The sequence below is a fragment of the Paraburkholderia sp. GAS32 genome (assembly GCF_050434225.1).
Lineage (GTDB): Bacteria > Pseudomonadota > Gammaproteobacteria > Burkholderiales > Burkholderiaceae > Paraburkholderia > Paraburkholderia madseniana.
Map to the genome: position 1 here is coordinate 127613 of NZ_JBNPVS010000003.1, position 17877 is coordinate 145489.

Genomic DNA, 17877 nt, shown 5'->3' on the forward strand with positions numbered 1-17877 from the left:
CGCTCGTGGCAGAACGCAGCGTCGGCGGGTGTTCCTACGCGCGGATAGTGCGTCAGTGCTCGCTGCAGAAGATGGCCGTGAGCAGGAGGGGGACGACTTGGCGAACGACAGCGTCGCTGCCAGCCTCGCGTGCGCGGGCTTCTACTGCCTCGGCGGGGCCAAGGACTACAGCGCCATATGCTGACGGCGTAATGGGCTGGCCACTTCCCTGTTTGAATATTGTGTCGTCGCGCTCATACCCGAGAACGGCGTAGACACGGAACCCGAAAGCCGTCAGGTTGCTGTCGTGCGTCGGTCGAAATGCGTTGACCGAGTTCACTTCGACACGCATCGGTTTCGGATCGATATATTGAGCGTTCAATAGCGGGGCGATGAACGCATGCGCGTTCGATTTGCAGTCGAGTTGCGCATCGAGAGGGTAGGCGCAGCACGTCACTGGAATGAGCCCCGCGCCTATTGCAGTGAGCACGGTTAGCGTGTTGAGAGCGACCTTGGTCATGATGGGGGGCATCCGGTTCTATCCTGCGCCAGCGTCTCACGTCCGTCGGAAGATGTCTGTACGGTGGCAGGCCGATGACCTGCAGTCAAACCCCTACCGCAACCACCGAGGTGCGGCCCCGAATCAATCATGTGGCCTGTTCCTGGAAGCAGGCCGGCGAGCGGGTCGCCGGAAAATAGGTGTCAGAAACGGCGGCAGGTTCGGTGATCCATCGCTGCAGGCAGTCGGGACGCCGACGCGGGCCCGCCCATCCCCCTTGATGGGCTCGATGCGGTTGTTTTTACTGATCTGAACGTCACCGTGCAGACATACCATATCCTCCGTGAGACCGTGCTATTTCAACCTGCGCGTACCAGTGATCTTCGGGTCGCTCTCGCGATGCAGGCATTGGCGAACCACCGGGTATTGGCGCATCGCGACCCGAAGGGCGCGATATGGGGATCAACATGTCAGCTCATCCAGTATCTTTCCGGTGGTCTGTTGGCACGCCCGACACGCACCACGCGGACGTGACAGATAAAATGATGGAACGCCCGCTGCAAGGGGCGTCGATCGCTTTTTCCAGTCATTCTCCGCCGGCCGCCCCTCTCACCGCAGCCGCACTGGCGGCAGCCCAACGCGGCCAGACGCTCACCGTGCAGATTGCCGACAGGGCACTACGCATTGAAGGCGATCCTGTGCGTCTTGCACAGGCCGTCAACAACCTCCTGCATAACGCAGTGAAATACACGCCGGAGAAAGGTTGCATCACCGTGAACGTGCTCGCAGACGGGAAGGACCTTGTGGTGTCCGTCAAGGATAATGGTCTGGGCATATCGGCGGCGCTCCTGCCACATATCTTCGAGCTCTTCGCTCAATCCAGCAGAACGATTGCGGCGAGTGCCGGCGGTTTGGGGGTCGGTCTTGCCGTGGTGAAAGCGGTCGCCGAATCGCATGGCGGAACGGTGTCGGCGACCAGTGCCGGCCCCGATACGGGCAGCGAATTCACGCTCCGGCTGCCGATCGTGCTGGAACGGCGCATGGCTGGTGAGCCGGCGTGACGGCGGGCTATTCAGCCACACATTCAGTCTGCTGCTGAGCCAGCCAGCGGACGACACATTTCTCGCAGGTGACAGACCTGTCCGCGCAGACCCGTTAAGGCATGGCCGGTGGCGCGTCGCAGCGCGCCGCAACGTACCACCAGGCGCACGCGAACTATAATTTAAACGCGGTTTAGTCAGGTTCGACATCCTCGCCGATTCGTCTGGCGCATTCATGCAACTGCCGCTGATGCCTGATACTGTTAAGAACAATTCTGCGAAAACGGTGCACTTTCTGGAGAATGTCGGGGAGCGGGGCATGGAAAACGAGCAACATTCCAGAGAGAATCACCTGCTTTCGGTTCTACCGGAAGCAGAGCGGGCGCGCGTGGCGCCGCATCTCGTACCGGTCGAAATGCCCCTGGGGCAGGTCGTGTACGAGTCTGGCGATCGCCTAGATCACGTCTATTTTCCGACAACGTCCATCGTATCGCTGCTCTATGTGATGGAGGACGGCGCGTCCGCCGAGATCGCAATTGTGGGCAACGAAGGGATCATCGGTATTGCGCTCTTCATGGGCGGTGAAACAACGCCAAACCGGGCAGTCGTGCAAAGCGAAGGCCAGGCGTATCGACTCGATGCGCGCATCCTGAAAGACGAATTTCATCGCGCCGGCCCGGTTCAGCGGTTATTGCTGCGCTATACCCAGGCATTGATCACCCAGATGGCCCAGACCGCCGTTTGCAACCGGCATCATTCGATCGACCAGCAGTTGTGCCGCTGGCTGCTGCTCAGCATGGACCGCCTGCCGTCAAACGAGCTGAAGATGACACAGGAACTGATCGCCAACATGCTTGGCGTGCGCAGATCCGGCGTGACGGAAGCGGCGCTGAAACTCCAGGACGCGGGGCTGATTCGCTACGGTCATGGCCACATCGAGGTCCTGGATCGACCGGGACTCGAAAAGCGTGTGTGCGAGTGCTATGGCGTGGTGAAACGGGAGTTCGACCGGCTGTTGCCTGATCTGAAGGCGATTTAAACGCGCACTATTCCTGCGCGGGCGGGCAGCGCCGAGCTACGGGCGTGTCCCCTGCAGCACTCCCGTGGAATGCCGCTGGTGCTCTTTATCAAGGGGGCACGCAATTGAACCCTGTACCCCGGCACACGGCAGTCGCGAACCCCGGGCGAAAAAAAAAGAAATCCCGATGTCCACCACCGTACCGACTGCGCGGCAAATCAATGCCAGCCTCACGCTACAGGGCGGGTCTTTTCCGGGTTGTGCGGAAGCCGGTCAGTATCACTTTTAATTTTGCGAAGATACCTCGCGAAGGGCCTGAAGATTCAGGCACGTGACGAGAGAGCGGCGACGGGATCGTCGTAACACGGAGTCGGAAAGGAGTCCTTTCATGTTGAGCATACTATTGATAGTCGTGCTGGCGTTCCTGTTGATGGGAGCGATGCCGACCTGGCCGCACAGCCGTTCGTGGGGCTATATGCCAAGCGGGATGCTGGGTGTGCTGCTGGTCGTCGTTCTCATATTGCTGCTTCTGGGCAGAATATAAGAGCGCAAAATTCCTGTCTGGATGATCCGTTCACGGGCAGCCGTTGTCGTACCGTGCCATCAGAAAACGAGTGACCTGCACGCGTCGAGAAGTTCGGTCATCCGTCATTTTCAAGGAGCAATGTCATGAACAAGGATCAGGTGAAAGGTCGCGTCGAGGAAGCAAGGGGAAAGGTCAAGGAAGCTGTCGGCAAAGCCACGGGGAGCGAAACGACCCAGGTGAAGGGTAAGGTCGAACAGGTCGTTGGCAAGACACGGGCCGCGTACGGCGATGCAAAGGAGCAACTGAAGAAGCAGCCGTAGGCTGTTTTCGCGCCGACAGGTTTTGAGGCGTCACGTAGTGGGGCAAAGTGCTCGCGTGACGCCTTTGCTGTTGATTTGCACGAAATCGACAAGGCTGTACCGGCTGAACTCGACGCGCACAGCATCGTGGACAACTACGACCGAAGTAAGTCCCTGTGGGATGGCAGTCACAAGCATCCCAAGGGCAACTACGCCATTGGCTGAACCCGGAACAGGTTTGAGCATATCCACTGCAGGCAGCGCAATGGGTTCGGCGTGCAATTGCGAGCTACACCGCATGCTGGTTCAGCCAGAGCCGGCCCGCAGCGGTCATATTGATGGCGCCATAGCTGTGCGACTCGTATGCAAGCCCTAGCGTCAATAGCTCCACCGCCACGGGGCACAGTCTCTGCGCCTGTGGATCTGGAATTCGGTCAAGCGATTTGAGAGTCTGGATGGCCTCGGGTGAAAGTTGGATGTACATGGTGGCCTCCTGTTATTGAGATCATCTTGATCCGGACGACATTCTTTCGTCTGTACGGTAGCGTCTACTCGACTCCCTCTTTTGAGAATCACTTGTGCAAACCTCACAAAGACATACTGCGGAAGCTGTTTCGACGGAAATGTTACTGGTTTGCACAGCTGCCTGAACGGCGGAATCAATCCATATCACGGCATGTCAGCCAGTTTGCCAAAACCCGCCGTTACTTATTGATATAGATACCTGTGTATTTGCCAATTGGGCTGCATCGGTGCAGGTCGACCATGCTGCTCCGGAACCAGTACGGCACCGTACCGACTACGGTTCGTGTTGCGCGTACCGTGTACGTGAGTGTCGTGGACTTCCCATGACACGCCGCACACAGAACGGCAATCTTCGATCGTTTGCAATGGCCGCTGCTGCCATTACGGCGAAAAATTCAAAGACAGCTGATTTGGGTTCTGCGGATGCGATGCATCAAGGCAATGCCGGCAATGGTGAACACCATACTCGTTAAAAGTTGAAGCACAGCGCAATGCGCGCATTCAATCTGATGTCGCGATGATCACACTACCCGAGGCATGAGCAGGCCGATGCGCCGCGGGATGGATGTGTTCATTGGAGTCTGACATGAAAAAGCGCAACGTCTTGCAATGGGTAGTGATTCTAGGTGTGGCTTTTGGCGTGAATATCGCTTTTGCGGCGGAGACGGACCTTCCGGCGATACAGCATGCAGGGGACGTGACATATCTATCGGGGGGGATCGGGAGCGACCAGGCACGAGCGATCAAAGACGTCATGCACAGCTACCCCATGGTGCTGACGTTCGTCGGCAAGACGAGCAACCAGAATCAATATCTTTCGGATGTCCCCGTCACGATCACGGATGGCAAAGGGAACACTGTTCTGGAGACGAGTTCGGATGGCCCGTTCATGCTGGTTTCTCTCCCCAGTGGACATTACACGGTCAGCGTTAGCTATAAGGGGCAAGCGGAACATCGTACGATGAATATTTCAAATGCCGCTCACGCGCGCCAGACGTTTGTCTGGGCAATGTAGTTGCCGCGCTTAAAGAGATGTCGCCGGCCGTCTGTCGAGATTAAAGCGATTTTTCCCGTAGATTTTGATTGCGTTGGGATTCGACTAAACCGTATTCGGACGCGCCTGCGATTTATTTTTAGCGGCTTCCTCTACCACCGTACATCTCAAGGATGGGGGTCGGCCGCACATGTACGCTGCCGGACCGACGGGAACCGGCAATTCGGGTAACAAGAAAGTGTCTACTGGCGGACGAGTGAAACCTGTATCGGTGGCCCTTGGTGGCAGACGCATCGGATCGCGTCATTTACGTATATAGGTGGTATCAAAATGAACAGCACTCGCTTATTTTCAATAGGTACGCTAACGCTCTTTGTCGCGATTGAAGGCTTGGGTTGCTCCGGCATGTCCCAGCGAGGTGTCGACACGGCTGCTGGTGCCGGGATAGGCGCCGTCGGGGGAGCGGTGCTTACAGGCGGTAGCGCGGTAGGCACAGTTGGCGGCGCGGTCGTAGGCGGCGTGGTCGGCAACCAGATCGGTAAATAGCCCGGCGCGCCCGGACGGAGTCAGATCATCCGTGGATATCTCCCCGGGTGGGGTGACACCACGGTGGGAATGAAAGATGGTGACCGTTCAGGGTGACGTCGAGTGCTGGTTTCGCAGTGGCGAGGAGATTTTCGACATGTGCTGCGCGTCGATAGCGGCGTGTGTGGGTCCTGGGCTCGGCGTTCAAGAGATTTTACGGCTGCAAATTCGGGGACTCATTGTATCTATCGGCATCCGTCCGCCGAAACTGCGCGCAATGGTTGGCAGGGATCAATACACAGTAGCCGGCACTTGCGCTGAAAAAGTACACCTTATCGGGGGCAAAAATGCGTTACCTGATTATTGCGTTGTCGATATTGTTGTGCCCGGCAATCTCAGTCCGCGGCCAGATCAGCGTCGACGTCGAAGTGCCTGGCGTCAACATTGGTATCAACATGCAGTCGTATCCCGAACTCGTTCCGGTGCCGGGCTATCCCGTGTACTACGCGCCTCGAGCGAATTCGAATTACTTCTTCTACGACGGCCTGTACTGGGTGTGCCAGCAGGACAACTGGTATTCGAGCAACTGGTACAACGGTCCGTGGCAGTCGGTGGGGCCAATGGATGTGCCACCGTTTGTGCTGCGCATTCCCGTGGGTTACTACCGCGAGCCTCCTGCGTATTTTCGTGGTTGGAGTGCCAACGCTCCGCCACACTGGAGTGAGCACTGGGGCCGCAACTGGGAGGCTCGTCGAAGCGGATGGGACCAATGTGACCGGCGCGCCGCCCCACGTGCAGCCCCGCCGCCAGACTACCAGCGACAGTACTCAGGGGACCGGTATCCACGTACGGGAGAACAACAATATGCGATTCGATCCGCGAACTACGGCTATCAGCCACGTGATGCCGTAACGCGGCGGGATTATCAACAGCAGGACAACCCGGGCAGCTCGCGCGCCGGGCCTCAGCAGCAAGCGCCTATGCAACGATCGTCGACTCAGGAACTGCATTCGCAGCCGAATCAACAACAGCTACAGCAGCGGCAACAACAGCAACAGCAACAACGACAACCAGAGCACGTCGTGCAGCAGACGCCACCCTCACAGCCGATGCATCAGGCGCAATCAATGCAGCCTTCGTCGCAGATGCAACGCGCTCAAGCGGTGCCTCAAGAGAGCGGGCGAGAAAACAAGGCTGGAGAGCCGGACAAGCGTGGCGAGAACCAGGACGGGGGCCACATTCAGAACCGCCAGTAGTTGGACATCTTCGCAATAACGGCTCCTTTGGACATTGGCAAGTCACTTTTCGTGAATCAAGTCGTACAGAAAGCAAATCGGAGAAGCATCATGAGCAGTACCTATTTTTGCAGAACCGCGGTTCTCAACGTGTTGATTGCCGTCGGTCTGGTTACTGGGGTTAGCATCGGCAGGGCTGGCGCAGCATCGGGGGATGACACCATCCCGCAGCCCCACAGCGACAGCGTAAGCGCGACGCTCACCGATACCGTCATCACGACCAGGGTGAAGGCTAAACTTATGGGTAGTGACAGCCTCAAAAAATCTGATATCAGCGTGACCACCACTAACGGCGTGGTCACGCTTGACGGCTCGGCAAGCAACTCAAACGCAAAGACCGTGGCTGAGGCTGCGACAAAGTCAGTCGATGGCGTCAAGAGCGTCGACAACAACCTGAAAACACCCGCGAGCAGCAAGGCATCGGCCCGGACGCACGAGGCCGTCACAAAGACAGAGCGGGCCGCATCGGATAGCTGGATTACAACCAAGGTAAAGTCAGGGATCCTTGCGGACAGCGTCAGCAGGGGTTTCGATGTGAGCGTGGAGACGATTCATGGCGTGGTGGTTCTGAAGGGAGCTCTGTCGAACCAGGACGCCGTCGATCATGTGAAGGACATCGCTGAGAAAGTGAAAGGCGTGAAGAGCGTTGACACGTCCGCCCTCATCGTCGCAGGCGGATAGCCGGTTGAGAATGGGTTGCCGCGGGCGACTGCACCCCTAAGGGAGGCTGGGTGGCACTAAAGACTCGGCGTCGCAATAGGCTGGCGCGTTCTGCCCGTCCGGAATGGCTTCTCGATAGGGCATCCTCTTTGCTTAACTAAGCTGCTTATCGCAACAGCGATATGCAGGCTGGCGATAAGCCCGCCACGTGAGGGCATCTGCCCGGTCGACCAGCGGGAGATGAGCTATGCAAGAAAGAAATTACAAGGTACGTGCTGCAATTCTTGCCACGGTGATTTCGCTGTCGACAGCATGCGGCACTTTCAGGCTAATGGCTTCGCCGTGTCAAACACCAGCCAGGCCTGCGACCCCACGAAAACGCCGGATGACACAGCATTGCTTTGCTCACCGGCGACCTACGTGACGCCCAATGCCGATCAGACGTACATCTTCGCCGACGACCTTCATCCGACGACGCGTCTGCATGCACTGTTCGCCCAGTTCATAGAGCAGCAGATCGCCAGGAGCGGTCTTGGTCACTAAGCCCGGCAAATGATGACTCGCCAACAGACTCGTCGGGTTCTCAGACGTTCGGTCCGACCTCGTCTTGCTATCGCGTCGAGCAGCGGGTGATTTTTAGCTGATTTTCAGGACAGATAGCCCAAAGTCGAATGTATGCATACGGCGTTGTAGAAACCGACGAAGTGCTTGTTGCGCCGCGCGGCGAGCCCTATCTGCGTGGCGAGCAGTTGATCAGCGAGGCGCTGAACTCGATATCCTGCTGCAAAAGCGTCGCGACAAGGCCGCAGCCAAGCGGCTCCACGGCGCGCATGTGCGACCGGCCTTATTTCAGGTTGCTGAGCTTCGCGAGCGCAAGCGTTTCGACCGAATGCCAGGCCGTGTCTTCACAATCGAAAAAAGTGTCGAGCGTAGTAGCGGGTTCGTTACCTTTCGGGGCGCCCCTGGCAACGATCCAGAGCGTCGCCACCCAGCCGTCGGCAATGTGATCCTTGACGGTCATATGGGCGTCGTGCGTGTCACTTGAGATGATTTTGTCTGCCATAACGCAGTGCTCCTGGTTGAACGACGGCCACACCTGGTCCGATCGCTGCCGGATACAGTAGCTTTTCATCAATGAACGGCGGGGCCGCTACATTCCGAACTTGTGTTCCGAAATGTATCTGTCGCCGTATGCAAGCGCCGCCGCATGGCCTTCCTCGCTGGTTGCGAAAATGCCGACGGCATAGTGCTGGTCGGCCGAAGGAAGGCAGCCTTCCACCGCATGGCGAAGATGGAAATCAAATTTGCCATCTTGCAGTTCCAGACACTCCGGTGTGAATGTATGGATTCGGGCTTGATACAGTTTCTGAATATTTTGTCTCATGATCTACTCCTGCCTGCAGTGCCTTTCCATGCATTCGTTTTCCGTTGTCTCAACGAAGCGATCGCGGCATCGCGCAAGATCGTCTAACTGCGCTGAGAACGGTCATCGATCCCGGGGTGTGCGGATTGGGCGAGAAGGGCGACCTGCGCGAGACATCACTCCGCGGCAACACGCTCGTCCGCATCGGTATCCGACCAATACCCGTGCCTACCGTAGAACCGGTGCAGCACGACTTCGTAATGCCGGTCGATCGGTATCGAGTCGTCATATGCGGGGCTGTTCTGGATCACGTCGCGAGTGAGTGTCGTCGACACTGCAGACTCGAACCAGTCGACTCCGTCTATCCAGTGAATCGCGATCAGCACGGCTTTTCCGCCGGGCCACCAGTTGTGTGTGTCGACCACCAGATAACGAATTGCCCAGTCGGTGTCGTCGTAGATGAAGTCCGACACATGGCCGATGCCGCCGTCGGCTGTCTTGAGGTGGTAGCCCTTGACCTCGTCGGTACTGCGCAGATGAATGTCAGGAGGCGGCTGGTCCACGTGCAACGTCGGCCGTGACGGCGTATCGGGCAGCGCGTCCGGCGGGACGCCGGTCGGATCGTAGGCGGGGTAGGCGCCCATGCCCCACAGGTTCGGGCCGCCCCAATACGTCGGATAGCTGTAGTAACGCAGGTATTCGATCTCGTGCTGCCGCGATACGGGCTTGTGCGTGTCGAGAACCGGGCTGTCCCTGACTTGCTGCCGGGAAAGTCTGACGTGCACGACACTCGACCCAGGGTCCGTGTGCTTGACCGAATTACGGCGACACCAGCACTTGCCGGTCGTTGAGCCAGTTGCCCGTTTCGACCACAAGATAGCGGACGCCCCAGGATTCGTCATCGAAATAGACCTGGCTGACCGAGCCTATGTCGCCGTCGGATGCGTGGACGGTGCTGCCGCGCAAGTCTCTTATGCTTCGCAACATGATTTCTCCGCAACATGAAAAGTCTGGGGCTCGCGTCAAGCGGCGAGCCCCAGAGTCCATCTTTTTAAAGCGACGTGAGCCGGGTAACTTTCGTGCCTTCCAGCGACGCGCCGGCCATCAAGCCACTATTGGTCAGAACGAACGCGTCGACCTGTCCGCTAGCGGTGCTGGTGTCGAGATTGCCGTTCGCGCCCACTTTCAGCACGGCTACTGACGCGTCGCCGCCAGCCGACCAGCCGTCTCTGCTGCGGAAGCGGTTGAGCGACTCGTCGGTCATGAACAGGAACACGATCGCGCGCGATTGCGCGCCTATCTGCCAGCCGATCGAACCGGTCGCCGTGCTGTAGTAACCCATCGTGCGTCCGCCGACACGCAGGGACCCTTCGCCATACTGACCGCCGACCACGAAGCCGGCGTCGATCACCGAAGGGAACGTCAGCACCCCGTGTGCCTTGCCGATCAGTTCGCGCGAGCCGGGCGCCATGCCGTAAAGACGCGTTAGCGTCGAATCGACGCCAGCATCGATGCTGTGGCGCTTGTCCATTTGCTGAACACGGCTCGCGTCGGAAGAGCCGGTCATGGTGCAACCCGAAACCACCGCGCCGAGTGCCAGAATGGACCCGGACGTGCTCCAGATAAATGTTCGTCTAAGCATGATTTGCTCCCCGCTGGTTGACGATAGAGGTCACGCTACACTGAAGCGCACGAGAATGCGGTACGACAACGTACAAACGCGTCTCTATGTACGACCGCACACTCGATGCCGATCGTCGGTGAGTGGTATGTCATCCTGAAGACTTCGAGGACACTGCGCCACATCGAGGTGCTGGACAGAGTGCGGCTCATCGGTGCACCGGGCCGCGGCGAGGTATCGAACATGCAACAGCCGGCGGCCGAAGTCGGTACGCTGCCGTACCGGCATCGGGGCGAAGAGGCGGGCAGTGATAGAACCCGGCACGGTTCGGGTGCATCATGGCGATGCGCGCCCTCTACCGCACCTGCATCCAACTGACACTCATCCGCCATCATGCCGATAAACTATCTTCGAGGATTCGCCAGCCCGCATCGGACCGACGTGACCAATCGGCGTCTCGGGCGCTGGCTCGCGTTCGTTGCCGGCGCGGCCAACGCGGGCGGCTTTCTGGCAGTCGGACAGTACACGTCGCACATGACCGGTATCGTGTCGTCGCTGGCCGACAATCTCGCGCTTGGCGATATCGGCCTTGTCGTGGCGGGGCTCAGTTCACTCATTGCATTTCTCACCGGCGCCGCCACGTCGGCGATCCTGATCAACTGGGGACGGCGCCGGCACGCGCAAAGCGTGTATGCGACGCCGTTGTTGCTGGAGGCAACGTTGCTGCTGGGCTTCGGGTTGCTCGGCTCAAATCTGGAACATCACCGGCTCCTGTTCGTTTCCGCCACGGTAGGCGTGCTTTGCTTCGTGATGGGTCTTCAGAACGCGATCATCACCAAGATTTCGAAAGCCGAAATCCGTACGACCCATGTGACAGGCCTGGTTACTGACATCGGTATCGAACTGGGAAAGCTGGTCTATCGGAACGCGCCAGGTTTACGAGCGCCACGCGTGCGCGCCGATCGCCAGAGACTTGCGCTGCTGGCGTCACTGCTTGGGATGTTCTTCGTGGGCGGCGTGACGGGCGCGTTGGGATTCAAGCACATGGGTTTCATCGCAACGCTGCCGCTCGCCGCCGTGCTTCTCACACTCGCCTTCGTGCCGTTGCTGGACGGGATGCGCGGTGTCAGTCATGTTGATAAATGATGCGATATGGTTGTTTTTACTGGTCTGAACGTTACCGTACAGACTTACCGTATTGCACATGAGACCGTGGCAGCAGCGCGGCTTTCTGTCAGACTGCGAGGAAAGTGAAACATGCAGCACGAACATCATCGAAACGGGAATCATCTGCTCGCGGTGTTCCCCGACGCGGAGTGGGCGCGGATAGCCCCGCATCTGGTGTCGGTGGACATGCCGCTGGGACAGGTCGTGTATGAGTCCGGAGATCGCCTCACGCACGTCTATTTCCCGACGACCTCCATCGTCTCGCTGCTGTACGTGATGGAAGACGGTTCATCGGCCGAAATCGCGATCGTCGGCAACGAAGGGCTCATCGGCATTGCGCTCTTCATGGGCGGCGAAACGACCCCGAGCAGAGCGGTCGTGCAGAGCGCAGGGCTGGCATACCGGCTGGATGCTCGCCTGCTGAAGGAGGAATTCCGCCGCGCCGGTCCGGTTCAGCGGCTGCTGCTGCGCTATACGCAAGCACTGATCACGCAGATGGCGCAGACCGCCGTGTGCAACCGGCATCATTCAATCGATCAGCAGCTATGCCGCTGGCTGCTTCTCAGCCTGGACCGCCTGCCGTCGAACGAGCTGAAGATGACGCAGGAGTTGATCGCCAACATGCTCGGCGTCAGGAGACCTGGGGTCACGGAAGCGGCGATGAAGTTGCAGGATGCCGAATTGATCCGCTACAGCTATGGGAATATCGAGGTGCTGGACCGGCCCGGCCTCGAAAAGCGAGTGTGCGAGTGCTATGGCGTGGTGAAGCGGGAATTCGACCGTCTGCTGCCTGATTTGAAGGCGCTGTAAAAAAAGTCCGCTTGCCGCACGTACCGACGATCTGCAATGACGCGGCGGACACGCCAATCACTACTACAACAGGATACCGCGATGAACGTCAGTCCTCTTGCTGGCAAGCTCGCATCACACGGGATGCTGGTCAACGTTCCCCGGCTTGTCACGGCGTACTACACCGATATTCCGGACCCTTCGATCCCCGCGCAGCGGGTCGCTTTCGGCACCTCGGGGCATCGCGGGTCCGCATTCGAGCGCAGCTTTAACGAATGGCATGTGCTGGCCATCACCCAGGCCATTTGCCACTATCGGAAGAGGCAGGGTATCGATGGTCCGCTGTTTCTTGGCATCGACACGCATGCGCTCTCCGAACCCGCGTACGCGACCGCGCTCGAAGTACTGGCGGCTAACGGCGTCGAGCTCATGATCGCGCAAAACGGCGAATATACCCCTACGCCGGCGGTGTCGCACGCGATCGTCGCGTATAACCGCGGCCGCACCGCGGGACTGGCGGACGGCATCGTGATAACGCCCTCGCATAACCCGCCGGATAGCGGCGGGTTCAAATACAACCCGCCGAACGGTGGCCCGGCCGATGAAACTGTGACCCGCTGGATCGAGGAAACAGCGAACGGGCTGCTCGAAAGCAGGCTCGACGGCCTGTTGCGTGTATCACTGTCCAAGGCGTTGCGCGCCACGACGACGCACTGGCATGATTTCCTCAACGCGTATATCGGCGACCTCGATAGCGTTATCGACATGGACGTGCTTCGCGGCGCACCGATCCGCCTCGGCGTCGATCCGCTCGGCGGTGCGGGCGTGCACTACTGGGGGCCGATTGCCGAACGCTACGGTTTGAACCTGAGCTTGATCAATGACGAAGTCGATCCGACCTTCCGCTTCATGAGCGTCGATTGGGATGGGCGTATCCGAATGGACCCATCGTCGCCGTATGCGATGCAACCGCTGATTGACCAGAAGGACCACTTCGACGTGGCCGTTGCATGCGACAGCGATCACGACAGGCATGGCGTTGTCACCCGGCACGCCGGGCTGCTGCCGCCGAATCACTACCTTGCGGTCATGATCGACTACCTGTATGCGCATCGTCCGCAGTGGGGCGCTCACGCAGCGGTTGGCAAGACCGTCGTAAGCAGTCAGATGATCGACCGCGTAACGGCAAAGCGCGGCCGTACGCTTTACGAAGCGCCGGTCGGATTCAAATGGTTTGTCGGCGGCTTGCTCGATGGCTCGCTGGGCTTCGCGGGCGAAGAGAGCGCGGGCGCCAGCTGTCTGCGACGCGACGGCACCGCGTGGACTACCGACAAGGATGGCATCGTGCCCGCTTTGCTCTCGGCGGAAATCACCACGCGCACCGGTCGCGATCCCGCAGAAATCTACCGGGATCTGACTCAGCGGCTGGGCGAGCCGGTCGAACGACGCGTGCAGGCCAAGGCGAGCGTGCGGGAGCGCGCGCTGCTGGCGCGACTGTCGCCTGCGCAATTTCCTCACACCGAACTGGCCGGCGAAAAGATCGAGCGTGTGCTCGACCGTGCGCCGGGCAATGATGCGGCGATCGGCGGTATCAAGGTGATCACGAAGAACGGCTGGTTTGCCGCGCGCCCGTCGGGAACCGAGGACATCTACAAGATCTATGCGGAGAGCTTTCTTGGCGACGGGCATCTGACACGTATCGTCGACGAAGCTCGGGCGATGGTCGACGGGGTGTTTGACGCGAATGCGGCTACGCTTTATGCCGCTCAACCGTAACGCACGCAGTCGGCATGCGCGGCGACGGCGCTAACGACGCAACCGCGCTGCGCCAGGCGCAAATCGGCATTGCGGTGTCGACCGCGACCGACGTCGCCAAATCCGCTGCCGGTATGGTGCTGATCGAACCCGGGCTGAGTGGCATCGTGGCTGCGGTGAAGGAGGGGCGCGTCACGTTTCAACGCATTCTGACCTATACGCTGAACGCGATCACCCTGGCGATTGGCGGGATCGCGATGACACCGTTGCCCGTCGCGGTGGTGACGGGTGTGCTGGCTGGGGCGGCGGCTTTCGCGGTCGTGCTGGACGCGGCGAAGATTCCGCTATTCGCACATCTGAGGATCACGTAGAAAGCCAACCTGTTCGCGGCACTAGCGCGCGAACTTCGGCGCGGGCCGCTACCTCGCTCGGCTGATCTCGCGCCGGGCCAGCCAGATGCCGGGCAGCATCGGCAACCAGAAGGTCAGGCCGCGCAACAGCAGTGTTCCGGCCCGTGCCGCCTCGACCGACACGCCGAGCAGACTCAGCATGGCCACGGATGCCGCTTCGAAGGTTCCCAGACCGACCGGGATCGGACCGATCGTCGCGACTATCGACGCAATGGCGACGCTGACGAACGCGACCCACAGCCGGCAAACGCGAATGCAAACGTCTAGCGCTTGCGCGTGGCCTTGTGTTTGGGAGACTGCGTGTTGGCATTCGCATCATTCTGGGTGCGTTTCTGATATGCGTCGCCGCCGCGCCGGTCAGTATCGGTCAGGCCGCGCGAAAGGTCCTGATGTGCCTGCCGTCCGACAGCGCGCGTGCCCTCTTCATGTTGCGATTCCGCTGACTGATCGGTCTCGTGCGGCAGCGGCGCAACGTTCTCCTGATCCTCATCCGCCCGGGTGGCGGTGCGCCGGCTCGCCGGATCAACAGGGGCGGTGTCGGCGGGTGTCTGCGTGGCGAGTTTCATCACGGGCTCCTCTCAGTAAGCTGGATCAGGATTGTCGGACCGGATGTCATGCATGGTCGGCGCGTGCCATCGCGGCCGGGACGTATCATCATCCCAGCGGTGAGTCGTAGTCGCGTCGTCACATAGCGGCCGTTCATGCATGACAGGCCCACTGGCCATGTTCTCTACCTGCAGCGAAGGTCTATCTCAATCCGACATAGCCGAGCACGAACAGAACGATGACCACGGCTCCCACAAGCCAGACGATGTTGTACATGACGCTCTCCTTAGATTCGACACCCCTTCAACAGCCGCGCGACACTTCGATCGCGACCAGCTGGCGAAACGTGCGGTGGCATCAGGCGTTCTGTCACAACAAGGACGTGCTGCGTTGCGCCGTTCACCGGCTGTCCGCGAATGCATGCCTCACGGGAGCGACCGGGAATCGTTGATGCGCGCGAGTGTACCGCTACGTTCTCACGTACGACCGGCTACGTCTGTACGGTAGCGGTCAACGCCCTTGACTCGATGCGTCAAACCCGTGTTCCTGTTCCATCGGGTGGGCGACTCATACGGGTTCCTTCTACGCGCGACAGCACTGATGCAAGCAGACGGTCGCAATCGTCACTGCCGAATTCGAACAGGTTGCGCTCGGCCAGATCGACATCACGCGCGAGCGATTCGCGCAACAGGCTCTTCGCTCAGAAATGTCGGCTGCGCACGGTTGCCTCGGGAATGTCGAGGCACTAAGCGGTTTCCTCTGCGAGTGGCGGTAAGAAAGCGCAATTAGACGGCGGCGTCATTGTTCATATCAACCGTCGGGCACCGCCGCGATTGTCCACATCAAAGGCGACACGCTTGCCGCCTGCATCAATGCCGGTGGCGGCAGATTCCTGGTCGGAGGCTGGCCCATCCGGACAACTATCATGTGTCGGGCTCGCTTCCTACAGAAAGCAGAACATCCCGACAACGGCAGCAGCCATCACGACCGTTTCAGATTTGACGCGCCTTGAGACGGCGCATGCTTGAGTGCGCGCCGCCCGTGTCGTGTCCGCAACTCCTCCACCTCCTGCGAGGCTTGCCAGAAAAACAGGGAGGGACTGATTGTCGTGCCGAACACCGCGACGACGGTTGTGACGTAGCCACCGTTCCACGACAGATGCGGAAACACGGTCCGGATCGCGACGGTCATCCATGGAATCTGGACGGCGAACACGACGCCGACGTAGGCAAACAGGACAAGCGTCAGCCATTTGAGAACGCGGACATAGTTTCGATACGGAACAAAAACCTGCAACACCAGCGAAAACAGCGCGAGGCCGACCGTGTAAACATGCGTCGGTCCACCGATGATCAGATTGACGGCAGCGCCCATGGCCGAGAGGTCGGCCGCAATATTGATCGTGTTCGCCACGAGCAGGAGAATAACCGTGCCATAGAGCAGCCATGCGGGATAGTGGCGTCGAATATTGGTCGCCAGTCCGTGGCCGCTGACCCGACCAATCCTGGCGCTGATGACCTGGATGGCGACAATCAGCGGATAGGTCAGCAGGATCGTCCACAGAATGTTGTAACCAAACGCTGCGCCCGCCTGCGAGTATGTTGCGATGCCGCTCGGGTCGTCGTCGGCCGCTCCGGTAATCAGACCGGGCCCTAACTTCTCGATCCACGAATTGACGTTGCTGTGCGGCGTTGACGACGGATCAATATCGGATTCCATACCGGCTCGATTGCATGGGTATTTGAAGCGACGTTCGTTCTTCGCTGCCGCGTCGTGGTTGACCTCACGTCACTATAAAAGAGCTCCTCTGATCGTAGCGCGCATATTCATAAACTCGCGACCATGCGCAGGGCAAAACCAGATCAAACGTCGAATCGCAGACCAGATGAGGCTGCCCGAACATCAGCCGTCAGATTTTCCACGATTCGAACGATTATCCCTATCCGCACTGCACCTTGTGCGGGTGTTGGGCACTCAACTCCCTGAACTGTATTTGCATCATGTGTGCGACCACCTTGTGCAGATGGGTGGGTGTCCGGGTTTCGTGCTCGCGCAACGCCGCGGTGTCCACCGTAACGGTTTCAGTCGCGTCTTCGCCGGCGTGAAGAACATTTCTGGAGCGTGCTTCTGCGGAAGCCCGCGCCTGTAGCCTGTCTCTCGTAGCTCCTTCGGCAACTGCTGGTGACAGGAAAAGGCCGACCTTGCGGCCGGCATTTCGAATAAGTTGGGAAGTTGTCCCGTTGGCTCGACCACAATAGACACGCTCGTCACCGGTTTTAGCGACTTAAAGATCGAGTGACCGGCCTTCGACTGCGCCGCGAGTGGCCAGCCAGTAGGGCCGCTGGTTGTAGTACTCGTGCAGCGACGAACCCCACTGCGGGTCCGACATCGCGGGCCAATGATCCTTGTCGAAGCCGGGCGCGTTCTTGATGCGCTCGGCGGTGACGCCGAGCCGGAAGCACTTCTCGTCGGCGTCCAGGACAAGCGCGCTCCACGGGATTGCGTAAAGGGTGTTGCCCATGCCCAGGAACCCACCGCTCGACAGGACGGCGTACGCGATCCGGCCGCCGCGCACGTCGAGCATGATGTCGGAGATTTTGCCGATATCTTCGCCATCCGAAGTGATGACCTTGTCACCGTCGAGCGTGGCTGCCGCCATCACATCCGGGCCGGGGCCTTCGCCAGTTCTGCCGCCGACAATCTTCGCGCCGCTGCCACCAGTTGCAGGTTGGGTGCTGGGGTCAAGTGTGGTCATGATGTTCTCCTCGTGAAAAGACCAGACCTTCTATCCCGCAACCGTCATGCCATGAGCGAGTGCCGACACGGATTGGTGCGCGACGGCTAACGTTACCTTCGTTCGAGCCCG

At 59.5% G+C, this 17877-nt stretch carries 22 protein-coding genes and 4 pseudogenes; 16 read left to right on the plus strand and 10 right to left on the minus strand.

What is annotated here, in order from left to right; genetic code table 11:
* Positions 1 to 52: 52 nt before the first annotated feature.
* Positions 53 to 499 carry a hypothetical protein gene (locus P3T25_RS04530; RefSeq protein ID WP_154565983.1) on the minus strand — a complete coding sequence of 149 codons (447 nt, stop codon included), beginning with the start codon at positions 497 to 499 and terminating at the stop codon, positions 53 to 55.
* Between the two features lie 434 nt (positions 500 to 933).
* Here P3T25_RS04530 and P3T25_RS04535 point away from each other — a divergent pair, with 434 nt between their 5' ends.
* The 4 genes from P3T25_RS04535 to P3T25_RS04550 all read left to right on the plus strand — a co-directional run bounded on the left by P3T25_RS04535 (position 934) and on the right by P3T25_RS04550 (position 3382).
* Positions 934 to 1539: a sensor histidine kinase gene (locus tag P3T25_RS04535; protein WP_171928713.1), complete on the plus strand. Its 606-nt coding sequence runs from the start codon at positions 934 to 936 to the stop codon at positions 1537 to 1539.
* Between the two features lie 298 nt (positions 1540 to 1837).
* The gene (locus P3T25_RS04540; RefSeq protein WP_171928732.1) at positions 1838 to 2557 is read left to right on the plus strand and encodes a Crp/Fnr family transcriptional regulator; all 720 of its coding nucleotides are present in this window, start codon (positions 1838 to 1840) and stop codon (positions 2555 to 2557) included.
* A 367-nt stretch (positions 2558 to 2924) separates the two neighbouring features.
* Positions 2925 to 3080, plus strand: a complete 156-nt coding sequence (locus tag P3T25_RS04545; protein WP_154565952.1) for a DUF3309 family protein — start codon at positions 2925 to 2927, stop codon at positions 3078 to 3080.
* 125 nt (positions 3081 to 3205) lie between these two features.
* Positions 3206 to 3382 (plus strand): CsbD family protein, encoded by a 177-nt coding sequence (locus P3T25_RS04550; RefSeq protein WP_154565953.1) that lies wholly within the window; start codon positions 3206 to 3208, stop codon positions 3380 to 3382.
* Positions 3383 to 3650: 268 nt separating this feature from the next.
* Here P3T25_RS04550 and P3T25_RS04555 read toward each other — a convergent pair whose 3' ends face one another.
* Positions 3651 to 3845 (minus strand): hypothetical protein, encoded by a 195-nt coding sequence (locus P3T25_RS04555; RefSeq protein ID WP_154565954.1) that lies wholly within the window; start codon positions 3843 to 3845, stop codon positions 3651 to 3653.
* A gap of 364 nt (positions 3846 to 4209) precedes the next feature.
* On the opposite strand from P3T25_RS04555, the gene P3T25_RS04560 reads away from it, so the two are divergent.
* The 7 genes and pseudogenes from P3T25_RS04560 to P3T25_RS04590 all read left to right on the plus strand — a co-directional run.
* Positions 4210 to 4359: a hypothetical protein gene (locus P3T25_RS04560; protein WP_154565955.1), complete on the plus strand. Its 150-nt coding sequence runs from the start codon at positions 4210 to 4212 to the stop codon at positions 4357 to 4359.
* Positions 4360 to 4472: 113 nt separating this feature from the next.
* Positions 4473 to 4901 (plus strand): carboxypeptidase-like regulatory domain-containing protein, encoded by a 429-nt coding sequence (locus tag P3T25_RS04565; protein ID WP_154565956.1) that lies wholly within the window; start codon positions 4473 to 4475, stop codon positions 4899 to 4901.
* Between the two features lie 309 nt (positions 4902 to 5210).
* Positions 5211 to 5426, plus strand: a complete 216-nt coding sequence (locus P3T25_RS04570) for a glycine zipper 2TM domain-containing protein (protein ID WP_154565957.1) — start codon at positions 5211 to 5213, stop codon at positions 5424 to 5426.
* A 326-nt stretch (positions 5427 to 5752) separates the two neighbouring features.
* Positions 5753 to 6661, plus strand: a complete 909-nt coding sequence (locus tag P3T25_RS04575) for a hypothetical protein (RefSeq protein ID WP_429357596.1) — start codon at positions 5753 to 5755, stop codon at positions 6659 to 6661.
* Positions 6662 to 6751: 90 nt separating this feature from the next.
* A complete protein-coding gene (locus P3T25_RS04580; protein ID WP_429357597.1) occupies positions 6752 to 7381 on the plus strand; it encodes a BON domain-containing protein in 630 nt (209 codons plus the stop codon).
* 297 nt (positions 7382 to 7678) lie between these two features.
* Positions 7679 to 7903 (plus strand): annotated as a pseudogene (locus P3T25_RS04585) (SGNH/GDSL hydrolase family protein); the annotation flags it as partial.
* A 155-nt stretch (positions 7904 to 8058) separates the two neighbouring features.
* Positions 8059 to 8177 (plus strand): annotated as a pseudogene (locus P3T25_RS04590) (DDE-type integrase/transposase/recombinase); the annotation flags it as partial.
* A 27-nt stretch (positions 8178 to 8204) separates the two neighbouring features.
* Here P3T25_RS04590 and P3T25_RS04595 read toward each other — a convergent pair.
* The 4 genes and pseudogenes from P3T25_RS04595 to P3T25_RS04610 all read right to left on the minus strand — a co-directional run bounded on the left by P3T25_RS04595 (position 8205) and on the right by P3T25_RS04610 (position 10365).
* Entirely contained in the window at positions 8205 to 8423 is a 219-nt protein-coding gene (locus P3T25_RS04595) for a hypothetical protein (protein WP_166618305.1), read from the minus strand.
* Positions 8424 to 8510: 87 nt separating this feature from the next.
* A complete protein-coding gene (locus P3T25_RS04600) occupies positions 8511 to 8744 on the minus strand; it encodes a hypothetical protein (protein ID WP_154565960.1) in 234 nt (77 codons plus the stop codon).
* A 155-nt stretch (positions 8745 to 8899) separates the two neighbouring features.
* Positions 8900 to 9710: pseudogene (locus P3T25_RS04605) on the minus strand (PRC-barrel domain-containing protein).
* A gap of 64 nt (positions 9711 to 9774) precedes the next feature.
* On the minus strand, positions 9775 to 10365 hold the full coding sequence (locus P3T25_RS04610; protein WP_429357598.1) for a BPSL1445 family SYLF domain-containing lipoprotein: 591 nt from the start codon (positions 10363 to 10365) through the stop codon (positions 9775 to 9777).
* Between the two features lie 105 nt (positions 10366 to 10470).
* Here P3T25_RS04610 and P3T25_RS04615 point away from each other — a divergent pair, with 105 nt between their 5' ends.
* The 5 genes from P3T25_RS04615 (at position 10471) to P3T25_RS04635 (ending at position 14426) form a co-directional block, all read left to right on the plus strand.
* Positions 10471 to 10722: a hypothetical protein gene (locus P3T25_RS04615; RefSeq protein ID WP_154565962.1), complete on the plus strand. Its 252-nt coding sequence runs from the start codon at positions 10471 to 10473 to the stop codon at positions 10720 to 10722.
* Positions 10723 to 10737: 15 nt separating this feature from the next.
* Complete coding sequence (locus P3T25_RS04620; protein WP_429357599.1) at positions 10738 to 11490, plus strand: YoaK family protein; 753 nt, start codon at positions 10738 to 10740, stop codon at positions 11488 to 11490.
* A 111-nt stretch (positions 11491 to 11601) separates the two neighbouring features.
* Entirely contained in the window at positions 11602 to 12321 is a 720-nt protein-coding gene (locus P3T25_RS04625; protein ID WP_154565964.1) for a Crp/Fnr family transcriptional regulator, read from the plus strand.
* An 81-nt stretch (positions 12322 to 12402) separates the two neighbouring features.
* Positions 12403 to 14076, plus strand: coding sequence for a phosphoglucomutase (alpha-D-glucose-1,6-bisphosphate-dependent) (gene pgm, locus P3T25_RS04630; protein ID WP_429357600.1), 1674 nt, complete (start codon positions 12403 to 12405; stop codon positions 14074 to 14076).
* A 14-nt stretch (positions 14077 to 14090) separates the two neighbouring features.
* Positions 14091 to 14426: an HAD hydrolase family protein gene (locus P3T25_RS04635; RefSeq protein ID WP_408517114.1), complete on the plus strand. Its 336-nt coding sequence runs from the start codon at positions 14091 to 14093 to the stop codon at positions 14424 to 14426.
* A 48-nt stretch (positions 14427 to 14474) separates the two neighbouring features.
* Here P3T25_RS04635 and P3T25_RS04640 read toward each other — a convergent pair whose 3' ends face one another.
* From P3T25_RS04640 to P3T25_RS04655, 4 genes and pseudogenes are all read right to left on the minus strand, one after another.
* A complete protein-coding gene (locus P3T25_RS04640) occupies positions 14475 to 14720 on the minus strand; it encodes a lysylphosphatidylglycerol synthase domain-containing protein (RefSeq protein ID WP_325063545.1) in 246 nt (81 codons plus the stop codon).
* Positions 14721 to 14728: 8 nt separating this feature from the next.
* A complete protein-coding gene (locus P3T25_RS04645; RefSeq protein WP_154565966.1) occupies positions 14729 to 15031 on the minus strand; it encodes a hypothetical protein in 303 nt (100 codons plus the stop codon).
* A 967-nt stretch (positions 15032 to 15998) separates the two neighbouring features.
* A pseudogene (locus P3T25_RS04650) lies at positions 15999 to 16730 on the minus strand (NRAMP family divalent metal transporter); the annotation flags it as partial.
* Positions 16731 to 17295: 565 nt separating this feature from the next.
* A complete protein-coding gene (locus tag P3T25_RS04655; protein ID WP_154565967.1) occupies positions 17296 to 17766 on the minus strand; it encodes a PRC-barrel domain-containing protein in 471 nt (156 codons plus the stop codon).
* Positions 17767 to 17877 lie beyond the last annotated feature (111 nt).